General features: G+C 70.1%; 21 protein-coding genes. 18 read left to right on the plus strand and 3 right to left on the minus strand.

Features of this window, described 5'->3' with window-relative positions:
* Positions 1-74 precede the first annotated feature (74 nt).
* The 14 genes from MB1_RS10005 to MB1_RS10070 all read left to right on the plus strand — a co-directional run bounded on the left by MB1_RS10005 (position 75) and on the right by MB1_RS10070 (position 16,586).
* Complete coding sequence (locus tag MB1_RS10005; RefSeq protein WP_066906816.1) at positions 75-914, plus strand: tRNA (adenine-N1)-methyltransferase; 840 nt, start codon at positions 75-77, stop codon at positions 912-914.
* Positions 915-978: 64 nt separating this feature from the next.
* Positions 979-2,739, plus strand: coding sequence for a proteasome ATPase (gene arc / locus MB1_RS10010; protein WP_066906354.1), 1,761 nt, complete (start codon positions 979-981; stop codon positions 2,737-2,739).
* Between the two features lie 126 nt (positions 2,740-2,865).
* Positions 2,866-4,365, plus strand: a complete 1,500-nt coding sequence (gene dop / locus MB1_RS10015; RefSeq protein ID WP_066906356.1) for a depupylase/deamidase Dop — start codon at positions 2,866-2,868, stop codon at positions 4,363-4,365.
* Between the two features lie 159 nt (positions 4,366-4,524).
* The gene (locus MB1_RS10020; RefSeq protein ID WP_066906358.1) at positions 4,525-4,716 is read left to right on the plus strand and encodes a ubiquitin-like protein Pup; all 192 of its coding nucleotides are present in this window, start codon (positions 4,525-4,527) and stop codon (positions 4,714-4,716) included.
* Positions 4,717-4,763: 47 nt separating this feature from the next.
* Complete coding sequence (gene prcB, locus MB1_RS10025) at positions 4,764-5,645, plus strand: proteasome subunit beta (protein ID WP_066906818.1); 882 nt, start codon at positions 4,764-4,766, stop codon at positions 5,643-5,645.
* On the plus strand, positions 5,642-6,436 hold the full coding sequence (prcA, locus tag MB1_RS10030; protein ID WP_066906360.1) for a proteasome subunit alpha: 795 nt from the start codon (positions 5,642-5,644) through the stop codon (positions 6,434-6,436). Before prcB ends, prcA begins: the two co-directional genes overlap by 4 nt.
* Positions 6,437-6,507: 71 nt before the next feature.
* Positions 6,508-7,866, plus strand: coding sequence for a Pup--protein ligase (pafA, locus tag MB1_RS10035; protein WP_174531950.1), 1,359 nt, complete (start codon positions 6,508-6,510; stop codon positions 7,864-7,866).
* Positions 7,867-7,930: 64 nt separating this feature from the next.
* Positions 7,931-8,923, plus strand: coding sequence for a helix-turn-helix transcriptional regulator (locus MB1_RS10040; RefSeq protein WP_066906364.1), 993 nt, complete (start codon positions 7,931-7,933; stop codon positions 8,921-8,923).
* Entirely contained in the window at positions 8,920-9,888 is a 969-nt protein-coding gene (locus tag MB1_RS10045) for a helix-turn-helix transcriptional regulator (RefSeq protein WP_066906365.1), read from the plus strand. Before MB1_RS10040 ends, MB1_RS10045 begins: the two co-directional genes overlap by 4 nt.
* A 97-nt stretch (positions 9,889-9,985) precedes the next feature.
* Complete coding sequence (tatA, locus tag MB1_RS10050; protein WP_066906367.1) at positions 9,986-10,267, plus strand: Sec-independent protein translocase subunit TatA; 282 nt, start codon at positions 9,986-9,988, stop codon at positions 10,265-10,267.
* Positions 10,268-10,274: 7 nt separating this feature from the next.
* Positions 10,275-11,195 carry a twin-arginine translocase subunit TatC gene (tatC, locus tag MB1_RS10055; protein ID WP_066906369.1) on the plus strand — a complete coding sequence of 307 codons (921 nt, stop codon included), beginning with the start codon at positions 10,275-10,277 and terminating at the stop codon, positions 11,193-11,195.
* A 7-nt stretch (positions 11,196-11,202) separates the two neighbouring features.
* Complete coding sequence (locus MB1_RS10060) at positions 11,203-13,995, plus strand: DEAD/DEAH box helicase (protein WP_245650120.1); 2,793 nt, start codon at positions 11,203-11,205, stop codon at positions 13,993-13,995.
* A gap of 192 nt (positions 13,996-14,187) precedes the next feature.
* Positions 14,188-15,369: a DUF4333 domain-containing protein gene (locus MB1_RS26805; protein WP_066906371.1), complete on the plus strand. Its 1,182-nt coding sequence runs from the start codon at positions 14,188-14,190 to the stop codon at positions 15,367-15,369.
* A 71-nt stretch (positions 15,370-15,440) separates the two neighbouring features.
* Positions 15,441-16,586 (plus strand): M24 family metallopeptidase, encoded by a 1,146-nt coding sequence (locus tag MB1_RS10070; protein WP_066906822.1) that lies wholly within the window; start codon positions 15,441-15,443, stop codon positions 16,584-16,586.
* On the opposite strand, the gene MB1_RS10075 is transcribed toward MB1_RS10070, so the two are convergent.
* Positions 16,583-16,999, minus strand: coding sequence for a TIGR03618 family F420-dependent PPOX class oxidoreductase (locus MB1_RS10075; protein WP_066906373.1), 417 nt, complete (start codon positions 16,997-16,999; stop codon positions 16,583-16,585). The two genes, MB1_RS10070 and MB1_RS10075, sit on opposite strands and share 4 nt — an antisense overlap.
* Before the next feature lie 41 nt (positions 17,000-17,040).
* On the opposite strand from MB1_RS10075, the gene MB1_RS10080 reads away from it, so the two are divergent.
* From MB1_RS10080 to MB1_RS10095, 4 genes are all read left to right on the plus strand, one after another.
* Positions 17,041-17,808 carry an SDR family NAD(P)-dependent oxidoreductase gene (locus MB1_RS10080; RefSeq protein ID WP_066906375.1) on the plus strand — a complete coding sequence of 256 codons (768 nt, stop codon included), beginning with the start codon at positions 17,041-17,043 and terminating at the stop codon, positions 17,806-17,808.
* Between the two features lie 88 nt (positions 17,809-17,896).
* On the plus strand, positions 17,897-19,171 hold the full coding sequence (locus MB1_RS10085) for a bifunctional cobalt-precorrin-7 (C(5))-methyltransferase/cobalt-precorrin-6B (C(15))-methyltransferase (protein WP_066906377.1): 1,275 nt from the start codon (positions 17,897-17,899) through the stop codon (positions 19,169-19,171).
* Positions 19,168-19,923: a precorrin-4 C(11)-methyltransferase gene (cobM, locus tag MB1_RS10090; protein WP_066906379.1), complete on the plus strand. Its 756-nt coding sequence runs from the start codon at positions 19,168-19,170 to the stop codon at positions 19,921-19,923. Before MB1_RS10085 ends, cobM begins: the two co-directional genes overlap by 4 nt.
* Positions 19,920-20,774: a cobalt-precorrin-6A reductase gene (locus MB1_RS10095; RefSeq protein ID WP_084351518.1), complete on the plus strand. Its 855-nt coding sequence runs from the start codon at positions 19,920-19,922 to the stop codon at positions 20,772-20,774. The genes cobM and MB1_RS10095 overlap by 4 nt, the downstream gene beginning before the upstream one ends.
* Here the strand turns inward: MB1_RS10095 and cobJ are convergent.
* Positions 20,741-22,267 (minus strand): precorrin-3B C(17)-methyltransferase, encoded by a 1,527-nt coding sequence (gene cobJ / locus MB1_RS10100; protein WP_066906383.1) that lies wholly within the window; start codon positions 22,265-22,267, stop codon positions 20,741-20,743. The genes MB1_RS10095 and cobJ overlap by 34 nt on opposite strands.
* Positions 22,264-22,890 (minus strand): precorrin-8X methylmutase, encoded by a 627-nt coding sequence (locus MB1_RS10105; RefSeq protein ID WP_066906824.1) that lies wholly within the window; start codon positions 22,888-22,890, stop codon positions 22,264-22,266. Before MB1_RS10105 ends, cobJ begins: the two co-directional genes overlap by 4 nt.
* Positions 22,891-22,950 lie beyond the last annotated feature (60 nt).

The following is a 22,950-nucleotide window of genomic DNA, read 5'->3' on the forward strand; positions in this document are numbered from 1 at the left end:
CGTCCGTGACCCACGACACCGCTCCCTCGACCGAACCGACCGACACCGCGGCCGCGGCGGAGACGGTCGACCCCGTGCCGCCCCCCGGTGCCTTCCGCGAGGGCGATCGGGTGCAGCTGACCGACCCCAAGGGGCGCAAGCACACGGTGATCCTCGAGGCCGGCAAGCAGTTCTTCACCCACCGCGGCGCGATAGACCACGACAATCTGATCGGACGATCGGAGGGCTCGGTGGTCGTTTCCGCCAATGGGACGGAATACCTTGCACTGCGACCGCTGCTGAGCGACTACGTCCTGTCGATGCCGCGCGGCGCGGCGGTGATCTACCCGAAGGACGCGGCCCAGATCGTCCACGAGGGGGATATCCACCCGGGAGCGCGGGTTCTGGAGGCCGGCGCCGGCTCGGGAGCGTTGACCTGTTCGCTGCTGCGGGCGGTCGGCCCCACCGGATCGGTGATCTCCTACGAGATCCGCGACGACCACGCCGAGCACGCCGTGCGCAATGTCGAACGCTTCTTCGGGCAGGCCCCCGACAACTGGGATCTGACGATCGGCAACGTCAGCGATTACGCAGGTCCGCCGGTCGACCGGGTCATCCTCGACATGCTGTCGCCCTGGGAGGTCCTCGAGACGGTGGCCCGGGTATTGCGCCCGGGCGGCGTGTTAATTGTCTATGTCGCTACGGTCACACAGCTGTCTCGCGTCGTCGAAGCTCTGCGCGAACAAACGTGCTGGACCGAACCGCGCGCCTGGGAATCCCTCGTGCGCGGTTGGCACGTCGTTGGCCTGGCTGTTCGCCCCGATCACCGCATGCAGGCCCATACCGCGTTCCTCGTCGGCGCCCGCCGGTTGGCGGACGGAACGGTCACTCCGCGACCGCAACGGCGACCCGCCAAAGGGGGCTCGCCGGTTTAGCTGAACCCACATCAGTCGGGATTGACCGGTAGCGTTGAGCAATCGGACCCGGAAGGAGTCGCTCATGAGCCCCAACGACAATCCGGAAACGGCAGCCGCGCGAGCCGAACTCAACGCACTGCGTGCCGAGGCGGCCGCACTGCGTCGGCAGCTCGCGGAGTCGCCGGAACAGGTGGGCAACCTGCAGGCCCGCATCGACTCCTTGACCCTCCGCAATACGAAGCTGATGGAAACGCTCAAGGAAGCGCGCCGTCAACTGGTTGCGCTGCGTGAGGAAGTCGATCGCCTCGGCCAGCCGCCGAGTGGATACGGCGTGCTGATCTCGGTCTACCCCGACGAGACGGTCGACGTCTTCACCTCCGGTCGCAAGATGCGCCTGGCCTGCTCGCCGAATATCGAGATCGAGTCGCTGCGACCGGGCCACACGGTCCGGCTCAACGAGGCGCTGACGATCGTCGAAGCCGGCACCTACGAGCAGGTGGGCGAACTGTGCTCCCTGCGCGAGGTGCTCGACGATCGCCAGCGGGCCCTCGTCGTCGGCCACGCCGACGAGGAGCGGGTCGTCTGGCTCGCGCAGCCGCTGATCGAGATGGCCGGTGAGGGCACGCCCAACGAGGACGGCACGCTGCAGAAGCTGCGCCCGGGCGACTCCCTGCTGGTCGACACCAAGGCCGGTTACGCCTTCGAGCGGGTCCCCAAGGCCGAGGTCGAGGACCTCGTCCTCGAGGAGGTCCCCGATGTCGGCTACGAGGACATCGGTGGACTCGGCCGGCAGATCGAGCAGATCCGCGACGCGGTCGAGCTGCCCTTCCTGCACAAGGACCTCTTCCGCGAGTACGCGCTGCGCCCGCCCAAGGGTGTGCTGCTCTACGGGCCTCCCGGGTGCGGCAAGACGCTGATCGCCAAGGCGGTGGCCAACTCGTTGGCGCGCAAGATCGCCGAGGCCAGGGGACAGGATTCGCGCGAGGCGAAGTCGTTCTTCCTGAACATCAAGGGTCCGGAGCTGCTCAACAAGTTCGTCGGCGAGACCGAGCGGCATATCCGCCTGATCTTCCAGCGGGCCCGCGAGAAGGCGTCCGAGGGCACCCCGGTGATCGTCTTCTTCGACGAGATGGACTCGATCTTCCGCACCCGCGGTTCGGGCGTCTCCTCCGACGTCGAGACGACCGTCGTGCCGCAGCTGCTGGCCGAGATCGACGGTGTCGAGGGCCTCGAGAACGTCATCGTGATCGGCGCCTCCAACCGCGAGGACATGATCGACCCGGCGATCCTGCGGCCCGGCCGCCTGGACGTCAAGATCAAGATCGAGCGGCCCGACGCCGAGTCGGCGCAGGACATCTTCTCGAAGTACCTGGTCGACGAACTGCCGCTGCACGCCGACGACGTCGCCGAGTTCGGTGGGGATCGCGGACTGTGCCTGCGGGCGATGATCGACGGGGTCGTCGAGCGGATGTACGCGGAGAACGACGACAACCGCTTCCTGGAGGTCACCTACGCCAACGGTGACAAGGAGGTCCTGTACTTCAAGGACTTCAACTCCGGCGCGATGATCCAGAACATCGTCGACCGGGCGAAGAAGTACGCGATCAAGTCGGTGCTCGACACCGGTGCCCCGGGTCTGCGGATCCAGCACCTGTACGACTCGATCGTCGACGAATTCGCCGAGAACGAGGACCTGCCCAATACGACCAACCCGGACGACTGGGCGCGCATCTCGGGTAAGAAGGGTGAGCGGATCGTCTACATCCGTACCCTGGTCACCGGTAAGAACGCCAGCGCTTCGCGGGCGATCGACACCGAGAGCAATACGGGTCAGTACCTCTAGACGGGGTACCCGCGGACACACCTGCCGGCGCCGTTCACCCCCGGGTGGGCGGCGTCGGTGTGTGCCCGGCAGATAGGGCCGACCGGGCGATCGGGCGGCTCCGGAGCGAGCGATAGGGTTGTCATCATGCAGCGGATCATCGGCATCGAGGTCGAATACGGAATCTCCTCACCGAGCGACCCCACCGCCAATCCGATCCTGACCTCCACCCAGGCGGTGCTGGCCTACGCCGCGGCCGCCTCCGTACCCCGCGCCAAGCGCACCCGTTGGGACTACGAGGTCGAGTCCCCGCTGCGCGATGCGCGCGGCTTCGACCTCGGTCGGTTCAGCGGGCCCGCCCCGGTGATCGACGCCGACGAGGTCGGCGCGGCGAACATGATCCTGACCAACGGTGCGCGGCTCTACGTCGATCACGCGCACCCGGAGTACTCCGCACCGGAGGTGGCCGATCCGCTGTCGGCGGTCATCTGGGACAAGGCCGGCGAACGGGTGATGGAGGCCGCCGCGCGGCACGCCTCCTCGGTGCCCGGCGCCCCGCGCCTGCAGCTGTACAAGAACAACGTCGACGGCAAGGGCGCCTCCTACGGCACCCACGAGAACTACCTGACCTCCCGCGAGACGCCGTTCTCGCAGATCATCGTGGGTCTGACGCCGTTCTTCGTCACCCGGCAGGTCTTCTGCGGGTCCGGCCGGGTCGGCATCGGCCCCTCCGGTGACGAGCCCGGCTTCCAGCTCTCGCAGCGCGCCGACTACATCGAGGTCGAGGTCGGCCTGGAGACCACGCTCAAGCGCGGCATCATCAACACCCGCGACGAGCCGCACGCCGACGCGGACAAGTACCGGCGCCTGCACGTGATCCTGGGCGACGCGAACCTCGCCGAGATGGCCACCTACCTCAAGGTCGGTGCCAGCTGCCTGGTGCTCGACCTGATCGAGGGCGGGGTCGACCTGTCGGACCTGCAGCTGGCCCGACCGGTCTCCGCGGTGCATGCGATCAGTCACGATCCGACGCTGCGCACGACGGTCGCCCTCGCGGACGGTCGTGAGATGACGGCCCTGGCGATCCAGCGGGAGTACCACGAGCGGGCGGCCAAGTTCGTCGAGCAGCGGACCGACCCGGACCCGCAGGCGCTCGACGTGCTCGAGAAGTGGGCGCACGTCCTCGATCTGCTCGAGCGCGACCCGCTCGAATGCGCCGACCTGTTGGACTGGCCGGCGAAGCTGCGCCTGCTGGAGGGCTTCCGGGATCGCGAGGGCCTGGCCTGGTCCGCCCCGCGCCTGCATCTGGTCGACCTGCAGTACTCGGACGTGCGGCTGGACAAGGGCCTCTACAACCGGCTCGTCGCGCGCGGTTCGATGCAGCGTCTGGTCGACGAGCAGCAGGTGCTCGACGCGATCGGCACGCCGCCGTTCGAGACCCGCGCCTACTTCCGCGGCGAATGTCTGCGTCGGTTCGGTCACGATATCGCCGCCGCGAGTTGGGACTCGGTGATCTTCGATCTCGGCGGGGAATCGCTGGTACGGATCCCCACCCTGGAGCCGTTGCGGGGGACCAAGGCGCACGTGGGTGCACTTCTGGACTCGGTCGATTCCGCCGCGGAATTGGTCGACGCGCTCACCACCTGACGACGTCGGCGGGTCCGGCGCCGGGACGCCGGGCCCGTCCCATCGGACGGCATTCGAGTGCGGAATGGGGAGTGTCCGGCCGCTCTTTCCTGCGGCGAGTCGGATGTCCTCGGTAGGGTTAAGGTTCGACCATTCGCTCGCGATGAAGGAGTTTCGGCGATGGCACAGGAACAGACCAAGCGGTCCGGCGGTGGCGACGACGACGATCCCGCAGTCGACGGTGCCGCGGGCCAGGAACGTCGGGAGAAGCTTGCCGACGACACCGACGACCTGCTCGACGAGATCGACGACGTGTTGGAAGAGAACGCCGAGGACTTCGTGCGGGCATACGTGCAGAAGGGTGGCCAGTGATCGGAGACGGTCGTTTCGACAACACCACGAGTGGCCGGGCCGGGGGGATTCTTCCCCCGGCTTCGCCGTCCTCGTCGTTCACCGAGCATCTGCGGCAGTTCGCGCCCGAACTGCTGCCGACCGCTCGGGTCTTCGGTGATCGGTCCGCAGGAGCCGTCGGCGATCATCCGATCGTCGAGCCCTCCGACGTCGCACCGCACGGCACGACGATCGTCGCCCTGACCTACGGCGACGGCGTCCTGCTGGCGGGGGACCGCCGCTCGACCCAGGGCAACCTGATCGCCACCCGCGATATCCGCAAGGTCTTCATCACCGACGACTACTCCGCGGCCGGTATCGCCGGCACCGCCGGTATCGCGATCGAGATGGTCCGCCTGTTCACCGTCGAGCTCGAGCATTACGAGAAGATCGAGGGCGTGCCCCTGACCTTCAAGGGCAAGGCCAACAAGCTCGCCTCGATGGTCCGGTCCAATCTCGGCGCCGCGCTGCAGGGCATGGTCGCGCTGCCGCTGTTCGTCGGCTACGACCTCGACGCCGCCGGGCCGGCCACCGCCGGGCGCATCGTCTCGTTCGACCCGGTCGGTGCGATCTCCGTCGAGAACGCCGGCTACCACGCGATCGGGTCCGGCTCGCTGTTCGCCCGCTCCTCGCTGAAGAAGACCTACTCGGTCGGCCTCGCGGAGGAGCGTGCGGTGCAGATCGCCGTGGAGGCGCTCTACGACGCCGCCGACGACGACACCGCCACCGGCGGGCCCGATCTGACCCGCGGTATCTACCCGTTGGTGATCGCGATCGATTCCGAGGGTGCCCGCGAGATCGAGAACGACCGGATCGGGCGGATCGCGGCCGATCTGATCGCACACCGCACCCGGGTGGCCTCCGGAGTCGAGAATGGAGCCGGAGTCGAGAATGGAGCACAGCGCGCATGACGATGCCGTATTACGCATCTCCCGAACAGTTGATGCGGGATCGGTCCGAACTCGCCCGCAAGGGCATCGCGCGGGGCCGCAGCGTCGTGGTCCTCACCTATGCGGGTGGGGTGCTGTTTGTCGCGGAGAATCGGTCGAGCGCACTGCACAAGGTCAGTGAGCTCTACGACCGCATCGGCTTCGCCGGGGTCGGCAAGTACAACGAGTTCGAAAATTTGCGGGCGCGCGGCATCGTGCACGCGGATGTCAAGGGCTATACGTACGACCGTGCGGATGTGACCGGGCGGTCGCTGGCCAAGATCTACGCGCAGACCCTGGGCGCGATCTTCACCGAGCAGCTCAAGCCCTACGAGGTCGAGATATGCGTCGCCGAGGTCGGCCGGCCGGGTGAGCCGCCCGAGTCGCAGCTCTACCGCATCACGTTCGACGGTTCGATCGTCGACGAGTCGGAGTTCATCGTGATGGGCGGTACCGCCGAGCCGATCGTGGAATCGCTCAAGCAGTCGTATCGGTCCGATCTCGATCTGACCTCCGCGGTCTCGATTGCTGTGACCGCCCTCGGTGCGGCGGCACCCGCCAACGGCATGACCGGGACCGACACGGCCCGAACCCTCGAGGTCAGTTCGCTCGAGGTCGCGGTTCTCGAGCAGTCCCGTCCGCGGCGCGCCTTCCGCCGCTTTCGCGGTGCTGCGCTCCAGGAATTGCTCGCCGCGGCGGCGGCCGTCGGTGCTGCCGCTCCGGCCGCCGAGGACACTGCCGAATCCGGGGAGACCACCACCCCGGACGCCTGATTCCGGGCCGGCGGCGCCATGCGCGCCGTCGGTTCCGGGTGCGCCGTCCCCGGGCGCGGTACTGTCGAATTGTGCAGCGAAGAATAATGGGGATAGAGACCGAGTACGGTGTGACCTGCACCTTTCACGGGCACCGTCGGCTCAGTCCCGACGAGGTGGCGCGGTACTTGTTCCGGCGAGTGGTGTCCTGGGGCCGCAGCTCCAACGTATTCCTGCGCAACGGCGCCCGGCTCTACCTCGATGTGGGGTCGCACCCGGAGTACGCGACGGCGGAATGCGACAGCCTCGTTCAGCTGGTCACCCACGATCGGGCCGGTGAACGAGTCCTCGAAGAGCTGCTGATCGACGCCGAACAGCGTCTCGCCGAGGAGGGCATCGGCGGCGACATCTACCTGTTCAAGAACAACACCGATTCCGCGGGCAACTCCTACGGCTGCCACGAGAACTATCTGGTGGTTCGGGCCGGCGAGTTCTCCCGCATCTCGGACGTGCTACTGCCCTTCCTGGTGACCCGTCAGCTGATCTGCGGCGCCGGCAAGATCCTGCAGACCCCGAAGGCGGCGACCTTCTGCCTGTCCCAGCGCGCCGAGCACATCTGGGAGGGCGTCTCGTCCGCCACGACGCGGTCGCGGCCGATCATCAACACCCGTGACGAGCCACACGCCGACGCCGAGAAGTACCGCCGGCTGCACGTGATCGTCGGCGACTCGAATATGTGCGAGGCGACCACGATGCTCAAGGTGGGCACCGCGTCGCTGGTCCTCGAGATGATCGAGGCCGGCGTGTCCTTCCGGGACTTCGCGCTCGACAATCCGATCCGGGCGATCCGCGAGGTCAGCCACGACGTCACCGGCCGCCGGCCGGTGCGGTTGGCGGGCGGGCGTCAGGCCGGAGCGCTCGACATCCAGCGCGAGTATTACTCGCGCGCGGTCGAACATCTGCGCAACCGCGAGCCCAATGCCCAGCTCGAACAGGTCGTCGACCTGTGGGGTCGCACCCTGGACGCGGTCGAGGCGCAGGACTTCGCCAAGGTCGACACCGAGATCGACTGGGTGATCAAGCGCAAGCTCTTCCAGCGTTACCAGGATCGGCACGGCCTGGAACTGTCGGATGCGAAGATCTCCCAGCTCGATCTGGCGTACCACGACATCAAGCGCGGCCGTGGCGTCTTCGACCTGCTGCAGCGCAAGGGTCTGGCCAAGCGGGTCACCGAGGACGACCAGATCGAGGAGGCTGTGCGGACACCTCCGCAGACCACCCGGGCGCGGCTGCGCGGCGAGTTCATCGCCGCCGCCCAGGCCGCCGGTCGCGACTTCACGGTCGACTGGGTACATCTCAAACTCAACGATCAGGCGCAGCGGACCGTCCTGTGCAAGGACCCGTTCCGCTCGATCGACGAGCGGGTCGAACGTTTGATCGCTTCGATGTAGGTCGGGCCCGGTCGGCGGCGTGCCGCGCGCGACGCGTCCGCCGACCGCCCGTTAGGCTTCCGCCGTGGCGATCTCCAAAGTCGAACGGCTGATGAACCTGGTGATCTGCCTGTTGTCGACCCGTCAATACGTGTCGGCCGAGCGGATCCGCTCCTCGGTCGCCGGCTACTCCGACAGTCCCAACGACGAGGCGTTCGCGCGCATGTTCGAGCGGGACAAGAACGAACTGCGCGATCTCGGCATCCCTTTGGAGACCGGACCGACCTCGCAGTTCTCCTCGGTCGAGGGCTACCGGATCGACCGCGGCGCGTATTTCCTGCCGGCGATCGACCTCGACTCGGACGAGGCCGCCGCCGTCGCCGTCGCGGCCCAACTGTGGGAGTCCCCGCAACTGAGCGCCGCGGTGCACAGCGCCCTGCTGAAGCTGCGAGCCGCCGGGGTGCAGGTCGACACCGAGGCCGGGCCGGCGAATGTCGGCCCGATGCCCGTGCGCACCCGCGCCTCGGAACCGGCGCTCGGCGCCCTGCTCGCGGCGATCGAATCCGGTCGCGCCGTCCGGTTCGGTCATCGCCCGGAGCGCACGGCGCAGCCGACGACCCGAACGGTCGATCCGTGGGGAGTGGTCACCGCGAACGGTCGGTGGTACCTCGTCGGCTTCGATCACGACCGGGAGGCGGTGCGCACCTTCCGCATCTCCCGGATCGAGGACGATGTGCGCCCCTTCGGTCCTCTCGGCGCCGTCCAGAAGCCGGCCGAAGCCAATCTGCAGCAGATCGTCGCCGCGGCGACCGGGATGCCCCGGTCCGGTCCGGTGGGGACCGCCCGGGTCTGGGTCGCCGATGACCGGGCGGTCGAACTGCGGAGGCTCGGCACCGTCGTCGAGGAGCGGACGGTCGGCGGACGACGGGGGAGCGTGGTGGAGTTCTCGGTGCGTTCCCCCAACTGGGTGGCCCGACTGATCTGCGGATACGGTCCCGACGCGTTGGTGATCGGCCCGGAGGACCTGCGGACCGAGGTCCGTGAACGGTTGCAGCGAGCGATCGGATCCCGCGCATGAGCACACGACTGTCCCAACGCCTGGTGCGGCTGCTGAACCTGGTGCCGTACTTCCAGGAGAACCCGGGGATCTCCGCCGCCGCGGCCGCCGCCGAACTCGGTGTGACGACCGGCCAACTGATGTCGGATCTCAACCAGCTGTGGATGTGCGGTCTGCCCGGATACGGTCCGGGCGATCTGATCGACCTGTCCTTCTCCGAGGACAGCATCACCGTGACCTTCAATGCCGGGATCGACCGACCGTTGCGGCTGACCGGCACCGAGGCGACCGCCACCCTGGTGGCGTTGCGATCGCTGATCGATCTGCCGGGCACCGTCGACCCGGGCGCGGCGCAGCGGGCGATCGCCAAGATCGAGCAGGCGGCCGGCACCGTGCGGGGTCTCGAGGCGATCGCGGAGATCGAGGGCACCGAATCGGAGGCGGTCCGCACGGTCCGCGGTGCGGTCGCGTCGCGGCGGGCGATCCGATTGCGCTACTACAGCGCCTCCCGCGACGCCGTCTCCGATCGGGTGGTCGATCCGCTCGACATCATCGTCGTCGACGATCACACCTATCTGCGGGCGTGGTGCCGCTCCGCCGAGGGGGTTCGGCTCTTTCGGTTCGACAGGATCGAAACCGCCGAACGGCTCGACGAACCCGCCCGGCCCCCGGCCGACACGCCCGGTTCCGAGGATTCCCTCGAACTCTTCCGCGATGATCCGGCGCTCCCGCTGGCGCGGCTCGAGATCGCCGGGAACCTGACCTGGGTACTCGATCATTACCCGATGACACCGACCGAACGCGAAGTTGACGACGGTTCGGGCCGGTTCGAGGTGACGATGCGCTATGCGACTCAGGACTGGATGGTGCGGCTGATCCTCGGTTTCGGCGGTGGGATCACCGTCGTGGAACCGGAGTCGCTGCGCGATGCGGTCGATCGGCGGGCGGGCGACGCCCTGGCGGCCTACGCCGCGTTGGACGACTGATGGCCGCCGCTTTCTCGTTACCGGCCGGCAAGCTCGTCGGCGTAGGCTGCCGACGACCGCTAGAGTCTCTGGTGAACTCACCTGTGGAGGTAGTGATATGGGATCCCTGAGCCCGTGGCACTGGGCCATCGTCATCCTGGCATTCATCATTCTGTTCGGATACAAGCGGCTTCCCGACGCCGCTCGCGGCCTGGGACGTTCGCTGCGGATCTTCAAGTCCGAGGTCCAGGACCTGCGCAATGACGATCGTCGGGACGCGCCGGCCGCTGATGCTCCCGCCGCGGCCCCGTCCACCGCGATCGATCCGCCGCGCACCGCCGAAGCCGCTCCGCCGAATACCTCGGCCGTGACGTCCGACCCCGAACGTCGCTCCGCCTGATCGACGGGTGCGTATTCCGTTCGACCCTCGGAGACGGCGCAGTCGGGTCAATCCCGAAGGCACGATGCCGCTGGTCGACCACCTGCGCGAACTGCGTTGGCGACTGCTGATCTCCCTCGGGGCGATCACGGTCACCACCGTGTTCGGATTCCTTTGGTACGCCTACGGGTTCCTCGGGGTGCCGTCGCTCGGTGAGATTCTGCGCGGTCCGTACTGTTCGCTGCCGCCCGAGTCGCGGGCGGTGCTGTCGGCCGACGACGCCTGCCGCCTCCTGGCGACGGGTCCCTTCGAGCAGTTCATGCTGCGCTTGAAGGTCGGTCTGACCGCCGCCGTCGTGCTGGCCTGCCCGATCTGGCTCTACCAGATCTGGGCGTTCATCACGCCGGGCCTGTACAAGAACGAGCGCCGCTACGCGGTCGGCTTCGTCACCGCCGGCGCGGTGCTGTTCGTCGCGGGCGCCGTGCTCGCCTACTACGTCGTCGCCAAGGCCTTGGGCTTCCTGCTCACGATCGGCGACAACGTCCAGATCACCGCGCTCAGCGGTACCGAGTACTTCGGCTTCGTCATCAACCTGTTGATCATCTTCGGCGTCAGCTTCGAACTGCCGTTGCTGGTCGTGGCGCTCAATCTCGTCGGCATCCTGCCCTACGAGCGGCTCAAGAGCTGGCGGCGCGGGCTGATCTTCGCGCTGTTCGTCTTCGCCGCCGTCGCCACACCCGGGCAGGATCCCTTCACGATGACGGCCCTGGCGTTGGCGCTGAGCCTGCTGTTGGAAGTGGCCATCCAGATCGCTCGCCTGCACGACCGCGCGGTGGCCCGTCGGCCGGGAGCCTTCGACGATCTCGCCGACGACGAGGTCTCGCCGATCGACCCGGTGACACCCGTGGATCCGGCGGATCGCATCGATTCGACGCATCCTCGGTCATGATCGACGCGTGACGGTTGCGATTCCGCCGGAAGCCGGTCCCGAACTGACCGCCTTCGCCCGGCAGTTGCCCTTTCCGCTCGACCCCTTCCAGATCGAGGCCTGCCGCGCCCTGGAAAACGGGTCCGGCGTGCTCGTCTGCGCCCCGACCGGGGCGGGCAAGACGATCGTCGGCGAGTTCGGGGTGCACTTGGCTCTCGCCGCCGGCGCCAAATGCTTCTACACCACCCCGATCAAGGCGCTGAGCAACCAGAAGTACGGCGACCTGGTCCGCCGCTACGGATCGGACAAGGTCGGCCTGCTCACCGGGGACACGAGCGTCAACCCGGAGGCCCCGGTGGTCGTGATGACCACCGAGGTTCTGCGCAACATGCTCTACGCCGGGTCGTCGACGCTGCGCGGCCTGAGCCATGTGGTGATGGACGAGGTGCACTTCCTGGCCGACCGCTTCCGCGGCGCCGTCTGGGAGGAGGTGATCCTGCACCTGCCGCCGCGCGTGTCGCTGATCAGCCTGTCGGCGACGGTGTCGAACGCCGAGGAGTTCGGCGCCTGGATCCAGACCGTTCGCGGCGATACCGAGGTCATCGTCGACGACACCCGGCCGGTGCCGCTGTGGCAGCACATGCTGGTCGGTCGGCGGCTGTTCGATCTGTTCGCCGGGCCGGAGAGCCCCGGCGCGAAGTCGTCCGCGGGTACCGGCCGACGCGGCCGGGGCAAGGGCGGCGAGGGCGGCGGCCGGGGCAAGGCAGCCGACTCCCGCACCGCGCGGGTCGATCCACAACTCGATCGGGCGATCGCCCAACGGTTGGTCGCCGACGAGGACGGCGATCGCGGTGGCCGCGGACGCCACGGGGGCGGGCGCAACCGCCGCCGCGTTTCGCGCCCCGACATGCTCACCCTGCTCGACGCGGACGGCCTGCTGCCGGCGATCGACTTCATCTTCAGCCGGGCCGGTTGCGACGGCGCCGTCGCCCAATGCCTGCGGTCGCCGCTGGTGCTGACGCCGCCGGAGGTGCGCGCCCGGGTCGAGGAGGTCATCGATCGCCATACCTCCGGAATTCCCCGTGCGGACCTCGAGGTCCTCGGGTTCTGGGAATGGCGCGAGGGCGTCCTGCGCGGATTCGCCGCCCACCACGCCGGCCTGCTCCCGGCGTTCCGACATACCGTCGAGGAACTCTTCGCGGCGGGCCTGATCCGTGCGGTCTTCGCCACCGAGACGTTGGCGCTCGGCATTAACATGCCCGCCCGCACGGTCGTGCTCGAGCGGATGGTCAAGTACAACGGCGAGACGCACGCCAAGCTGACGGCGGGGGAGTACACCCAGCTGACCGGTCGCGCCGGGCGACGCGGGATCGACGTCGAGGGTCACGCGGTGGTCGTCTGGGAGCCGGATATCTCCCCGGAGGACGTGGCCGGGCTGGCCTCGACCCGTACCTTCCCGCTGCGCAGTTCGTTCCGGGCCTCGTACAACATGACGGTCAACCTCGTCGAACATATGGGTGTCGCCGACGCCCGCGCCGTTCTCGACCGATCGTTCGCACAGTTCCAGGCCGACCGTTCGGTCGTCGGGCTGGTGCGCGGCGCGGACCGCAACGACGTCGCGATCGCCGAACTGCGGGAGGAACTGGTCGAGATCGACGCCGACGTGCTCGAATACGCGGCGCTGCTCGATCGGTTGACCGGCCGCGAACGCGACCTCGAACGCAGCGGCCGCGCCCATCGTCGCGAGGAGGCCGCCCGTGCGCTGAGCGACCTGCGACGGGGCGACGTGATCGGCATCCCTTCCGGCCGGCGCGCCGGGCTGGCGGTGATCGTCGAACCGGACGGCAGTGCGGACCCGCATCCGGTGGTCGTGACGATCGGGCATTGGGCCGGCCGCATCTCGGTCGCCGATGTACCGGTCGCGGCGGAGGTGCTCGGTCGGATCCGCCTGCCGAAGCAGGTGCAGTACCGCAACCCGCGGGTGCGTCGCGATATCGCCTCGACGATCCGCAATACCGGAATCCTCCCGCCGGGTCGGCCGCGGCGACGCGGATCGACCGCGGCAGACGACAGCGAGATCGCCGCGCTGCGTCGGGTGATCCGCTCGCATCCGGTCCACGACCGGCCCGACCGCGACACGATCATCCGCGCCGCCCAGCGCTACAGCACCCTGGTCGAGGAGACCGCGTCGATGCGCCGGAAGGCGTCCGCGACGACCGACTCGCTCAGCCGCACCTTCGATCGCATCGTCGAACTGCTGACCGAACGGGGCTTCCTGTCCGGTGAGGACGATCCGGGAGGCCCGCGCACCACCGCGGATGGGCGCATGCTCGCCGGCATCTACAGCGAGTCGGACCTGTTGATCGCCGAATGTCTGCGCGCCGGGATCTGGCGCGGCCTCGAGCCCGCGGATCTCGCCGCAGTTGCCTCGGCCGTGCTCTACGAGGCACGCACCGAGGGCTTGGCCACCACCGGTCCGATCTCCGAGGAATTGTCCGAGAGCCTGGCCGCGACGACTCGGCTCTGGCAGGAACTGCGCCGCGACGAGGTGCGCCTGCGATTGCCGACGACGCGGCCCCCGGATGTCGGCTTCGTGGCGGCGATCTCCGCGTGGGCACGTCGCCGCCCGCTCGACGAGGTATTGGCGGCGGGTGCCGGCGACGGCTCGCTGTCCGGTGGGGACTTCGTCCGATGGTGTCGACAGGTGATCGACCTGCTCGAGCAACTCCGGAACGCCTCCGACGACTCCGATCTGTCCGCCGCGGCGACCGATGCGATCGGCGCGATCCGCCGCGGAATCGTTGCGGTCGACTCCGCATGAGTGACGTTGGTCATGTTCCGGATGCGGGTGTTCGGGAAGCCAACAGGGTTTTTTGCCCGAATAGCGTAGGACCGACCTGTCGTCCCGGTGACCGCACCTGCTTCAATACCGAGGTGGGGGATGCCGCCGGTCGTTGCGACCGACCGAGTCGGACCGCCGATGACAGAACACTTTGGCGAAACTGGAGCAACGATGACTGACCCCGGCAATCCCGCCGGACCGGGAGCGGGAGACGATCCGCATCGGTCGGATTCCCCTGATCTCACCAAGAAGGAATCGGACAGGCCCGCGGGTGCGTCCGGGTTCGGTTCCGCCGAGGACAACGAGACCACCCGTGTGGTGAACCCGTCGCCGGCGGCGGGCCAGGGCTCCGGCAACCCGCCCGGATACGCCGGGCGCCCCTACGGTGAGCAGCCGTCCTACGGTCAGCAGCCGAACTACGGTCAGCAGCCCGGCCGTCCGAACTACGGGCAGCAGCCGAGCTACGGCCAGCAGCCGGGCCAGCCGTCCTACGGACAGGCACCGTCCCAGCCGTCCTACGGTCAGCAGCCCGGCCAGAACTACGGGCAGGCGCCGAGCCGGCCCTCCTACGGGCAGCAGCCGAGTGCGCCCGGTCAGCCGTCCTATGGGCAGCAGCCGGGCCAGCAGGGCCAGCAGGGATACGGCCAGCAGCCGAACTACGGGCAACAGCCCGGCCAGCCGAACTACGGCCAGCAGCCCGGTCAGCCGAACTACGGCCAGCCGAGTCAGCCCGGTCAGCCCAACTATGGACAACAGCCGGGGCAGCCGGGCTACGGCCAGCAGCCCGGCCGTCCGGCGTACGGTCAGCAGCCCGGTCAGCCGAACTACGGGCAGGCGCCGAGCCAGCCGGGCTATGGGCAGCAGCCGGGGCAGCCGGGGCAGCCGGGCTACGGTCAGCAGCCCCCGCAGACCCCGATCGCGGACTCCACCCCCGGAGCCCCCTACGGTGCGCCGGTATACGGCGCCCCCGCCGGGCAGCCCGGCGCCGGCTACCAGCCTCCGGGCGGCCAGTGGGGCAACCCGCCGAGCGGCTCGGCGTCCGGCAAGTCGAAGAACCCGCTGGTCATCGGCGGCCTCGCCGTCGTGATCATCCTGGGTGTCATCGGCGGCATTCTGTTCCAGCAGAACTCCGGCACCAAGACCTTCGACCAGGCGGCGGTCCAGGACGGTGTCAGCCGGATCCTCACCGAGGACTACGGCGCCCAGCAGGTCAACCGGGTGTCCTGCCCCTCCGGCCAGGAAGTGGTGGTCGGCTCGACCTTCCTGTGCGATGTCGACTTCGACGGCCGCACCACCAGCGTCGAGATTCGGGTGCTCAACGAGGACGGCACCTACTCGGTCAGCCAGCCGTAGTCGGCGGGATCGAGACGAACGGACACAACCACGGGTCGAGCATCGGCGCCGGCGGGTCTATGGTCGCCACCATGGATACCGCCGGCTCCGTTGTTTCCGCACCCGATGATCGTTTCGAGTCCACCGTGTACGGGGAGCGTCTGTCCCGCGCCGCGAAGCTCGCGGCCGACGCCGGCGTCGCCGCGCTGCTGGTGACCCCCGGCCCGGATATGCGGTATCTGGTCGGCTCCCGGGCGGAGTCCCACGAGCGGCTGACCTGCCTGGTGATCCCGGCCGACGGTCAACCCGCGACCCTGGTGGTCCCGCGACTGGAACTGGCCTCCTGGCGCGGCAGTGTCATCACCGATCTGGGTCTACCGGTCGCCGACTGGACCGACGCGGCCGATCCCTACGCGCTGGTGGTCGAGGCGGTCGGCGGCCCGGCGTCGGCGGCGGTGGTCGATGCGATGCCCGCGTTGCATCTGGTCCCGCTGGCGGACCGATTGGGCGCCCCGGTGGTGCTCGCGACGCCGATCCTGCGACAGCTGCGGATGCTCAAGGACCCCAGCGAGATCGAACAGCTCCGCCGGGCCGGCGCCGCGATCGACCGGGTCCACGCTCGGATGGGGACCTGGCTGCGGGCCGGTCGCACCGAACGGGAGATCGCCGCGGACATCTCCGCCGCGATCCTCGCCGAGGGCCACGCCTCCGCCGCTTTCGTGATCGTGGGCTCCGGGCCCAATGGCGCCGATCCGCACCACGACGTGTCCGATCGGGTTGTCGAGGACGGCGACATCGTCGTGATCGATATCGGTGGCCCGCTGCCCAGCGGCTACAACTCCGACTGCACCCGCACATACAGCATCGGCGAGCCCGACCCCGCGGTCGCCGCCCAGATCGCGGAACTCGAACGCGCGCAGGCGGCGTCGGTGGCCTCGGTGCGGCCGGGCGTCACGGCGGAATCGGTCGACGCCGCCGCCCGCGAGCCGCTGGTCGCCGCGGGCCTCGGGGAGGTCTTCATCCACCGCACCGGGCACGGGATCGGCCTGTCGGTCCACGAGGAGCCGTACATCGTCGGCGGCAACGAGCTGCCGCTGGAGGCCGGGATGGCGTTCTCGGTCGAGCCCGGGATCTATCACACCGGTCGCTGGGGTGCCCGCATCGAGGACATCGTCGTGGTCACCGCGGACGGTTGCGAGTCGGTCAACCTCCGACCGCACGGGCTGACGGTCCTCTAGGGGGTGGCGGCGGTTCCCAGGAGCGTCGAGGAGCCCAGCACCCGCTCGACCTGCACCTCGATCACCACCCGCCGCGGGTTGACCCGCGGCGGACGGTAGCGGCGCTCGTAGCGCTGCTCGGCGTCCCGGACGGCGTCGGCGTCGCGCAACACCCGGGCGGGCCCCTCGAGGGTCAGCCACCGGGCGCCGTCGATCTGGGTCAGGGCGCCACGGCCCCGACGCTCGGCGTTGCGGACCTTCGCCGAACCGTCGGAGGTGATCACCCGGGCGGTCCCGGTCTCCGGATCCCAGGTGAAGCCGACCGCCACCACGTGCGGGCTGCCGTCGGCGCGGACGGTGGCAAGCGTGGCGAGATGGCGTTCGGTGAGGAAGGTGGTTGCGGCGTCGGTGAGATCGGCGGCGGTGCGGGCCATGGGTTCACCGTACGAGATCGGCCCCGGGCAATACTGTTGCGGTGACGGCGAGCGAGGACCCGGGTTGTGTCGTGTTGTTCGGTGGGCGCAGCGAGATCGGCATCGCGCTGGTCGAACGGCTGGCGCCCGGCCGACGCATCGTCCTGGCGGCCCGCCGACCGGATGAGCTGACCGCGGAGGTCGCCGCGATCACCGCGGCCGGGGCGGGCGAGGTCCACACGGTCGCCTTCGACGCCGACGACCTGCCCGGCCAGGCGAAGGTCCTCGACGAGGTGATCTCCCGGTTCGGTCCGATCGATCTGGCGATCCTCGCCTTCGGCATCCTGGGCTCCCAACAGCGGGCCGAGGTCGACCCGGAGGCCGCAGTTGCGGTCCTGCACACCGACTTCGTCGCCCAGGCCGCCCTGTTGACCCTGCTGACCGCCGGGGCCCTGCATCCGCAGTCCCATCCGGTGCGGGCCCGCCGCATCGTCGTGTTCACCTCGGTCGCCGGGGTGCGGGTACGGCGCGCCAACTACGTCTACGGCTCCGCGAAGGCCGGCCTCGACGGCTTTGCCGCCGGGCTGACCGACGCGCTGCATGGCACCGCGACCTCGCTGCTGGTCGTGCGGCCCGGATTCGTGATCGGCAGGATGACCGAGGGGATGGACCCGGCGCCGATGGCGAGTACCCCCGATCAGGTCGCCGACGGGGTGGTCGCGGCCCTCGCGCGCGGTCGCGCCGAGGTGTGGATTCCGGCGCAGTTACAGGTGGCCTTCGCGATCGCCCGCTGGGTGCCCCGGCCGATCTGGCGTCGGATGCCGCGATGAGCCCGGCCGAGGTGAGCCGGGCCGCGATGAGCTCCGCGGAGGTGAGACCCGCCGCCATGAGCCCGGACGCGCCCCCGCGCCGGGCCCGATGACGGGTCCCGCACCCGCCACCGCGACCGAGGCCGGCGCCACGCAGCCGATCGTCACGGTGGTCGGAATCGGTGCGGACGGTTGGTCGGGGCTGACCGACGCCGCCCGCGACGCGCTGCGCGACGCCGGGGTGATCCTCGGCGCGCCCCGCCACCTCGACGCCATCCCCGCCGTACCGACGGGGCGGCGGGTCGCGCTGCCGACGCCGCTGCTCGACCGGCTCGCCGCGACGATCGAGGAGTTGGCGCCCGCCGGGCTCTGCGTGCTGGCCAGCGGCGATCCGATGTTCCACGGGATCGGCGCCACCCTGGCCCGCCTGATCGGCCCCGAACGCCTGCGGGTGTTGACCCATCCGTCGTCGGTGGCGTTGGCGTGCGCCCGGCTGGGCTGGCCGCTCGCCGACCTCCCGGTGGTCTCGCTGGTCAACCGGCCGCTCACCGTCCTGCTGCCGCATCTCGGCGATCGGCGTCGGCTGCTGGTCCTCGGTGAACAGGCGTCCTCGGCCACGGATGTCGCCCGGCTGCTGTCCGACCGCGGGTTCGGCGGCTCGCAGCTGACCATCCTGCGCCGCCTCGGCGACCCGGACCGCGAGACGATCCACCGGTCGACCGCCGACGAATGGACCGACCCGATACCGGATGCGTTGACGATCGTCGCGATCGACTGCCGCGGGCCGGTCGGCGATTCACGGCTGCCCGGCCTCGACGACCGCCGCTACGAGTCCGACGGACAGTTGACGAAGAAGGAGATCCGCGCCCTGACGGTCTGCGCCCTCGCGCCGCGACCGGGCGAACTGCTCTGGGACGTCGGCGGCGGCTCGGGCAGCATCGCGATCGAGTGGTTGCGCGCCGAATCGACCGCCCGAGCGGTGATCTTCGAGCGGGTCGAGGAACGCCGGGACATGATCCGGCGCAACCTGATCGAGCTCGGCGTCCCCGGATCGCCGATCCTCGGGGCCGCGCCGGAGAGCTTCGGCGACGTCGACACCGCCCCCGACGCGATCTTCGTCGGCGGCGGCGTCTCGCGGGCCGGCCTGCTCGACCACTGCTGGCGGCGGCTGCGACCCGGCGGCCGGCTGGTCGCCAATGCGGTGACCCTCGAGTCGGAGGCCGTCCTGGTCGAGTGGTTCCACCGGATCGGCGGCCGACTGCGACGTTTCGAGATCTCCCGCGCCGAGCCGCTCGGCGGCTTCACCACCTGGCGACCGCAGTTGCCGGTGGTCCAGTGGACGGTCGACAAGGACATCGCCGACGGCGACGGGACGCCGCGATGACCGTCCACTTCGTCGGTGCGGGCCCGGGGGCGCCGGACCTGCTGACCTTGCGGGCGGTCGAGCTGCTGCGCCGTACGCCGGTCTGCGTCTACGCCGGAAGCCTGGTTCCCGCAGAGGTTCTCGCCCATTGCCCGCCGGACGCCCGGCTGGTCGATACCGCGCATCTGACCCTGGACGCGATCATCGACCAACTGGCCGCCGCCCATGCCGCCGGGCACGACGTGGTGCGCCTGCACTCGGGGGACCCGTCGCTCTACAGCGCCGTCGCCGAACAGGCCCGACGCCTGCGCGCGCTCGACATCCCGTTCCGGATGGTGCCGGGAGTCCCGGCGTTTGCCGCCGCCGCAGCGGCGTTGGACACCGAACTGACGGTGCCGGCGGTGACGCAGAGCGTCGTGCTGACCCGGGTATCGACCGTCTCGACGCCGCTGCCGTCGGGGGAGCGTCTGGTCGACTTCGCCCGCACCGGCGCGCTGTTGGCGGTGCACCTGGGTGCCCACCGGATCACCGAGGTGGTCGCCGAGGTGATCGGGGTGCTCGGCGGCGACTGCCCGGCCGCGGTGGTCGCCTTCGCCAGCCAACCGGGGGAACGCGTCCTGCGGGCCCCGCTGGAACGGATCGCCGCCGATACCGTCGCGGCCGGCATCACCAAGACCGCGGTGATCTTCATCGGCCGTTCGCTCGCGGCCGAGGAGTTCCCGGACAGCTACCTGTATTCGGCGGCCCGCGAACGGAAGTGGCGATCGTCGTGACCCGGATTCTGATCCTCGGCGGAACGATCGAGGCCCGCACGACCGCGCAGGTGCTCGTCGAGCGGCCCGGCGTTCGGGTGATCACCTCGTTGGCCGGGCGCACCGACCACCCGATCCGACCGGCCGGCGAGCTGCGGATCGGCGGCTTCGGTGGGGCCGACGGCCTGCGCGACTATCTGCTCGCCGAGCGGATCGACCGCGTCCTGGACGCCACCCATCCCTTCGCCGCTCGCATCTCCGCCAACGCCCGACTCGCCTGCCGGGCTGCCGGGGTACCGCTGGTGGTCCTCACCCGGCCCCGCTGGGCGCCCGAACCGTCCGATCGGTGGCTGACCGCCGCGTCGCCCGAACGGGCCGCCGCACTGGTGGCGGACCTGCCCGCCGGAACGGTACTGCTGACGATCGGGCGTGGATCGCTCGACGCCTTCGCCCCGATCGACCGGCACCGGTTCGTCATCCGCAGCGTCGACGCCCCGACCGGCCCGCTGCCCGCGCGGCACGAGATCGTGCTGGCCCGCGGACCGTTCACCCTCGCCGACGAACTCGAGCTGATGCGCGCCCGGGGTGTGGACGTGCTGGTCACCAAGAACAGCGGGGGACCGGCGGCCGCGGCGAAACTCGACGCCGCCCGCACGATCGGTGCGACCGTGGTGGTGATCGACCGGCCCACCCCCGACCCGACCGACGCCGACCCGACCGACGCCGACCCGGCCGGCACCGACCCGACCGACGCCGACCCGGCCGGCATGGACCCGCTCGCTCCCGATGTGCCGGTCGCCGGGGTCGTCACGGTCACCGACCCTCGCGAAGCGATCGATCAGCTGCTCGACTCGGCCACGCCGACACCCTGAGCGGTCTGCGGGGTGTGCCGGCGCGGGGTGTACACGATGCGACCGGCGTCCCGCTCGACCAGCACGCTGCTCGAGGAGCCGACGATCAGCAGGCAGCGCATGTCGATGTCGGAGCCGGCGAGGTCGGCCAGGCGCACGGTCCACACCCGTTCCTGCTCGCTGCCCACCGCCCGGCCGATCACCACCGGGGTGTCGGGGGAGCGGTATGCGAGCAGCACGTCGCGCATCGCGTCGACCTGCCAGGTGCGCGAGGCCGATCCGGGGTTGTAGATCGCGATCGCCAGGTCGGCCGCCGCGGCGGCGGCGAGGCGCCCGGCGATCACCTCCCACGGCTTGAGCCGGTCGGACAGCGAGATCACCGCGTAGTCGTGCCCCAGGGGAGCGCCGATCCGGGCGGCGACCGCGTTGGCTGCGGTGACGCCGGGGATCACCCGCACCGGGACGTGCGACCAGGCCGGTTCGGCGGCCACCTCGAGCACCGCCGACGCCATCGCGAACACCCCGGGGTCACCGGAGGACACCACCGCGACCCGTCGTCCCTCGGCCGCGAGGTCGAGCGCCATCGCGGCCCGTTCGGATTCGACGCGGTTGTCGCTGGCGTGTCGGCGTTGCCCGGCGCGCGCGGGAACCCGATCGATGTAGGTGGTGTAGCCGACCAGGTCGGTCGCCGCGCGCAGTTCGGCGGCCGCCTCCGGGGTGAGCAGCCCGTCCGGGCCGGGGCCGAGGCCGATCACCACGACCTCCCCGGCCGGGGTGTCGGTCGCCGGCAGGTCTTCGGCGCGCCGGGGTGGGGAGACCACCAGCGAGAAGTAGGGGACGCCGGTCGGGTCGACCGTCTCGGCGGGCTCGACGCGTTGCCGGTCGCTGCTGGCCCGCTCGACGTAGTGGGCGGTATCGAGCCGCCCGGACTGCTCGAGGGCTCGGCGCACCCCGGCGAAGGTCCGGCCGAGCTTGACGATCGCCGCGGCATCGGACTCCCGCAGCCGCGCGGTCAGCTCGGCGACGTCGAGGGTGCCGGGCAACACGGTCAGGGTCTCCTCGCCGGTCACCAGCTCGTCACCGACCGCGGCGGACGCCGCCGATACCGACGTCACGCCGGGGACGATCCGCGCCTCGAAACGGTTGGCGAGGCGCCGATGCAGATGCATATAGGAGCTGTAGAACGTCGGGTCCCCGGCGGCGAGCAGGCCGACCGATCGCCCGGCGGCCAGGTGTCCGGCGAGCCGTTCGGCGGCCGCGGTGTAGAAATCGGCCAGCGCGCCGTCGTAGCCTCCCGGATGGTCGGTGGTCTCGGTGGTCAGCGGATAGACCAGGTGTTCCTCGATCTGATCCCCGCGCAGATACGGCGCCGCGGTGGCCCGCGAGATGCTGCGGCCGTGCCGGGCGCTGTGATACGCGATCACGTCGACCTCGCCGATCAGTCGCGCGGCGCGGACGGTCACCAACTCGGGGTCGCCCGGGCCGATCCCGATGCCCCACAGGATCCCGGTCATTCGGCGACGCTCGCCAGGGCGTTGACCGCGGCGGCCGAGATGGCGCTGCCACCGCGTCGCCCGGTCACCACGATGTAGTCGAGACCCTCGGGCGCGTCGATCAGCGCCTGCTTGGACTCCGCGGCGCCGACGAATCCGACCGGCCCGCCGACGATGACCGCCGGCCGCGGCCCACCCGCTTCGATCAGCTCCAGGAGCCGGAACAGTGCGGTCGGGGCATTGCCGATCGCGACGACCGCGCCGTCGATGCGGTCGCCCCACAGGTCGACCGCCGCCGCCGAACGGGTGGTGGCGGCCCGCTGCGCCAGTTCGGCGATCCCCGGCGTCTTGAGCGTGCAGATCACCGGATTGTCCGCGGGCAGCCGAGCCGGCGTGATGCCCGCGGCGAGCATCGTCGCATCACACAGGATCGGCGCACCCGCGGCGAGCGCCGCCCGCCCCCGCCGTGCCGCGTCCGGGGTATGCCGGACCGCGTCGACCAGGTCGACATCGCCGGCGGCGTGAATCATCCGGACCACCACCCGCTCGGTGTCGGCGTCGAACCGGTCGAGGTCGGCCTCGGCGCGAATGATCGCAAACGATTCCCGGTAGATGTCCGCTCCGGTGCGGAGGTAGTCGTGCACGTCGGACACCCTAGCCGGGCCCGAACACGAGCCGGCGGCGCGCGTAAGGGTCCGGGGGTG

It is taken from the genome of Millisia brevis NBRC 105863 (assembly GCF_001552615.1).
Lineage (GTDB): Bacteria > Actinomycetota > Actinomycetes > Mycobacteriales > Mycobacteriaceae > Millisia > Millisia brevis.

Bases quoted from the DNA above. Each gene is read 5' to 3' on its own strand.
- tatA (WP_066906367.1), top strand. From the start codon at position 9,986: ATGGGATCCCTGAGCCCGTGGCACTGGGCCATCGTCATCCTGGCATTC.
- MB1_RS26805 (WP_066906371.1), top strand. From the start codon at position 14,188: ATGACTGACCCCGGCAATCCCGCCGGACCGGGAGCGGGAGACGATCCG.
- dop (WP_066906356.1), top strand. From the start codon at position 2,866: ATGCAGCGGATCATCGGCATCGAGGTCGAATACGGAATCTCCTCACCG.
- cobJ (WP_066906383.1), bottom strand. From the start codon at position 22,267: ATGACCGGGATCCTGTGGGGCATCGGGATCGGCCCGGGCGACCCCGAG.
- MB1_RS10070 (WP_066906822.1), top strand. From the start codon at position 15,441: ATGGATACCGCCGGCTCCGTTGTTTCCGCACCCGATGATCGTTTCGAG.
- MB1_RS10075 (WP_066906373.1), bottom strand. From the start codon at position 16,999: ATGGCCCGCACCGCCGCCGATCTCACCGACGCCGCAACCACCTTCCTC.
- MB1_RS10085 (WP_066906377.1), top strand. From the start codon at position 17,897: ATGACGGGTCCCGCACCCGCCACCGCGACCGAGGCCGGCGCCACGCAG.
- MB1_RS10020 (WP_066906358.1), top strand. From the start codon at position 4,525: ATGGCACAGGAACAGACCAAGCGGTCCGGCGGTGGCGACGACGACGAT.
- prcA (WP_066906360.1), top strand. From the start codon at position 5,642: ATGACGATGCCGTATTACGCATCTCCCGAACAGTTGATGCGGGATCGG.
- MB1_RS10045 (WP_066906365.1), top strand. From the start codon at position 8,920: ATGAGCACACGACTGTCCCAACGCCTGGTGCGGCTGCTGAACCTGGTG.
- cobM (WP_066906379.1), top strand. From the start codon at position 19,168: ATGACCGTCCACTTCGTCGGTGCGGGCCCGGGGGCGCCGGACCTGCTG.
- arc (WP_066906354.1), top strand. From the start codon at position 979: ATGAGCCCCAACGACAATCCGGAAACGGCAGCCGCGCGAGCCGAACTC.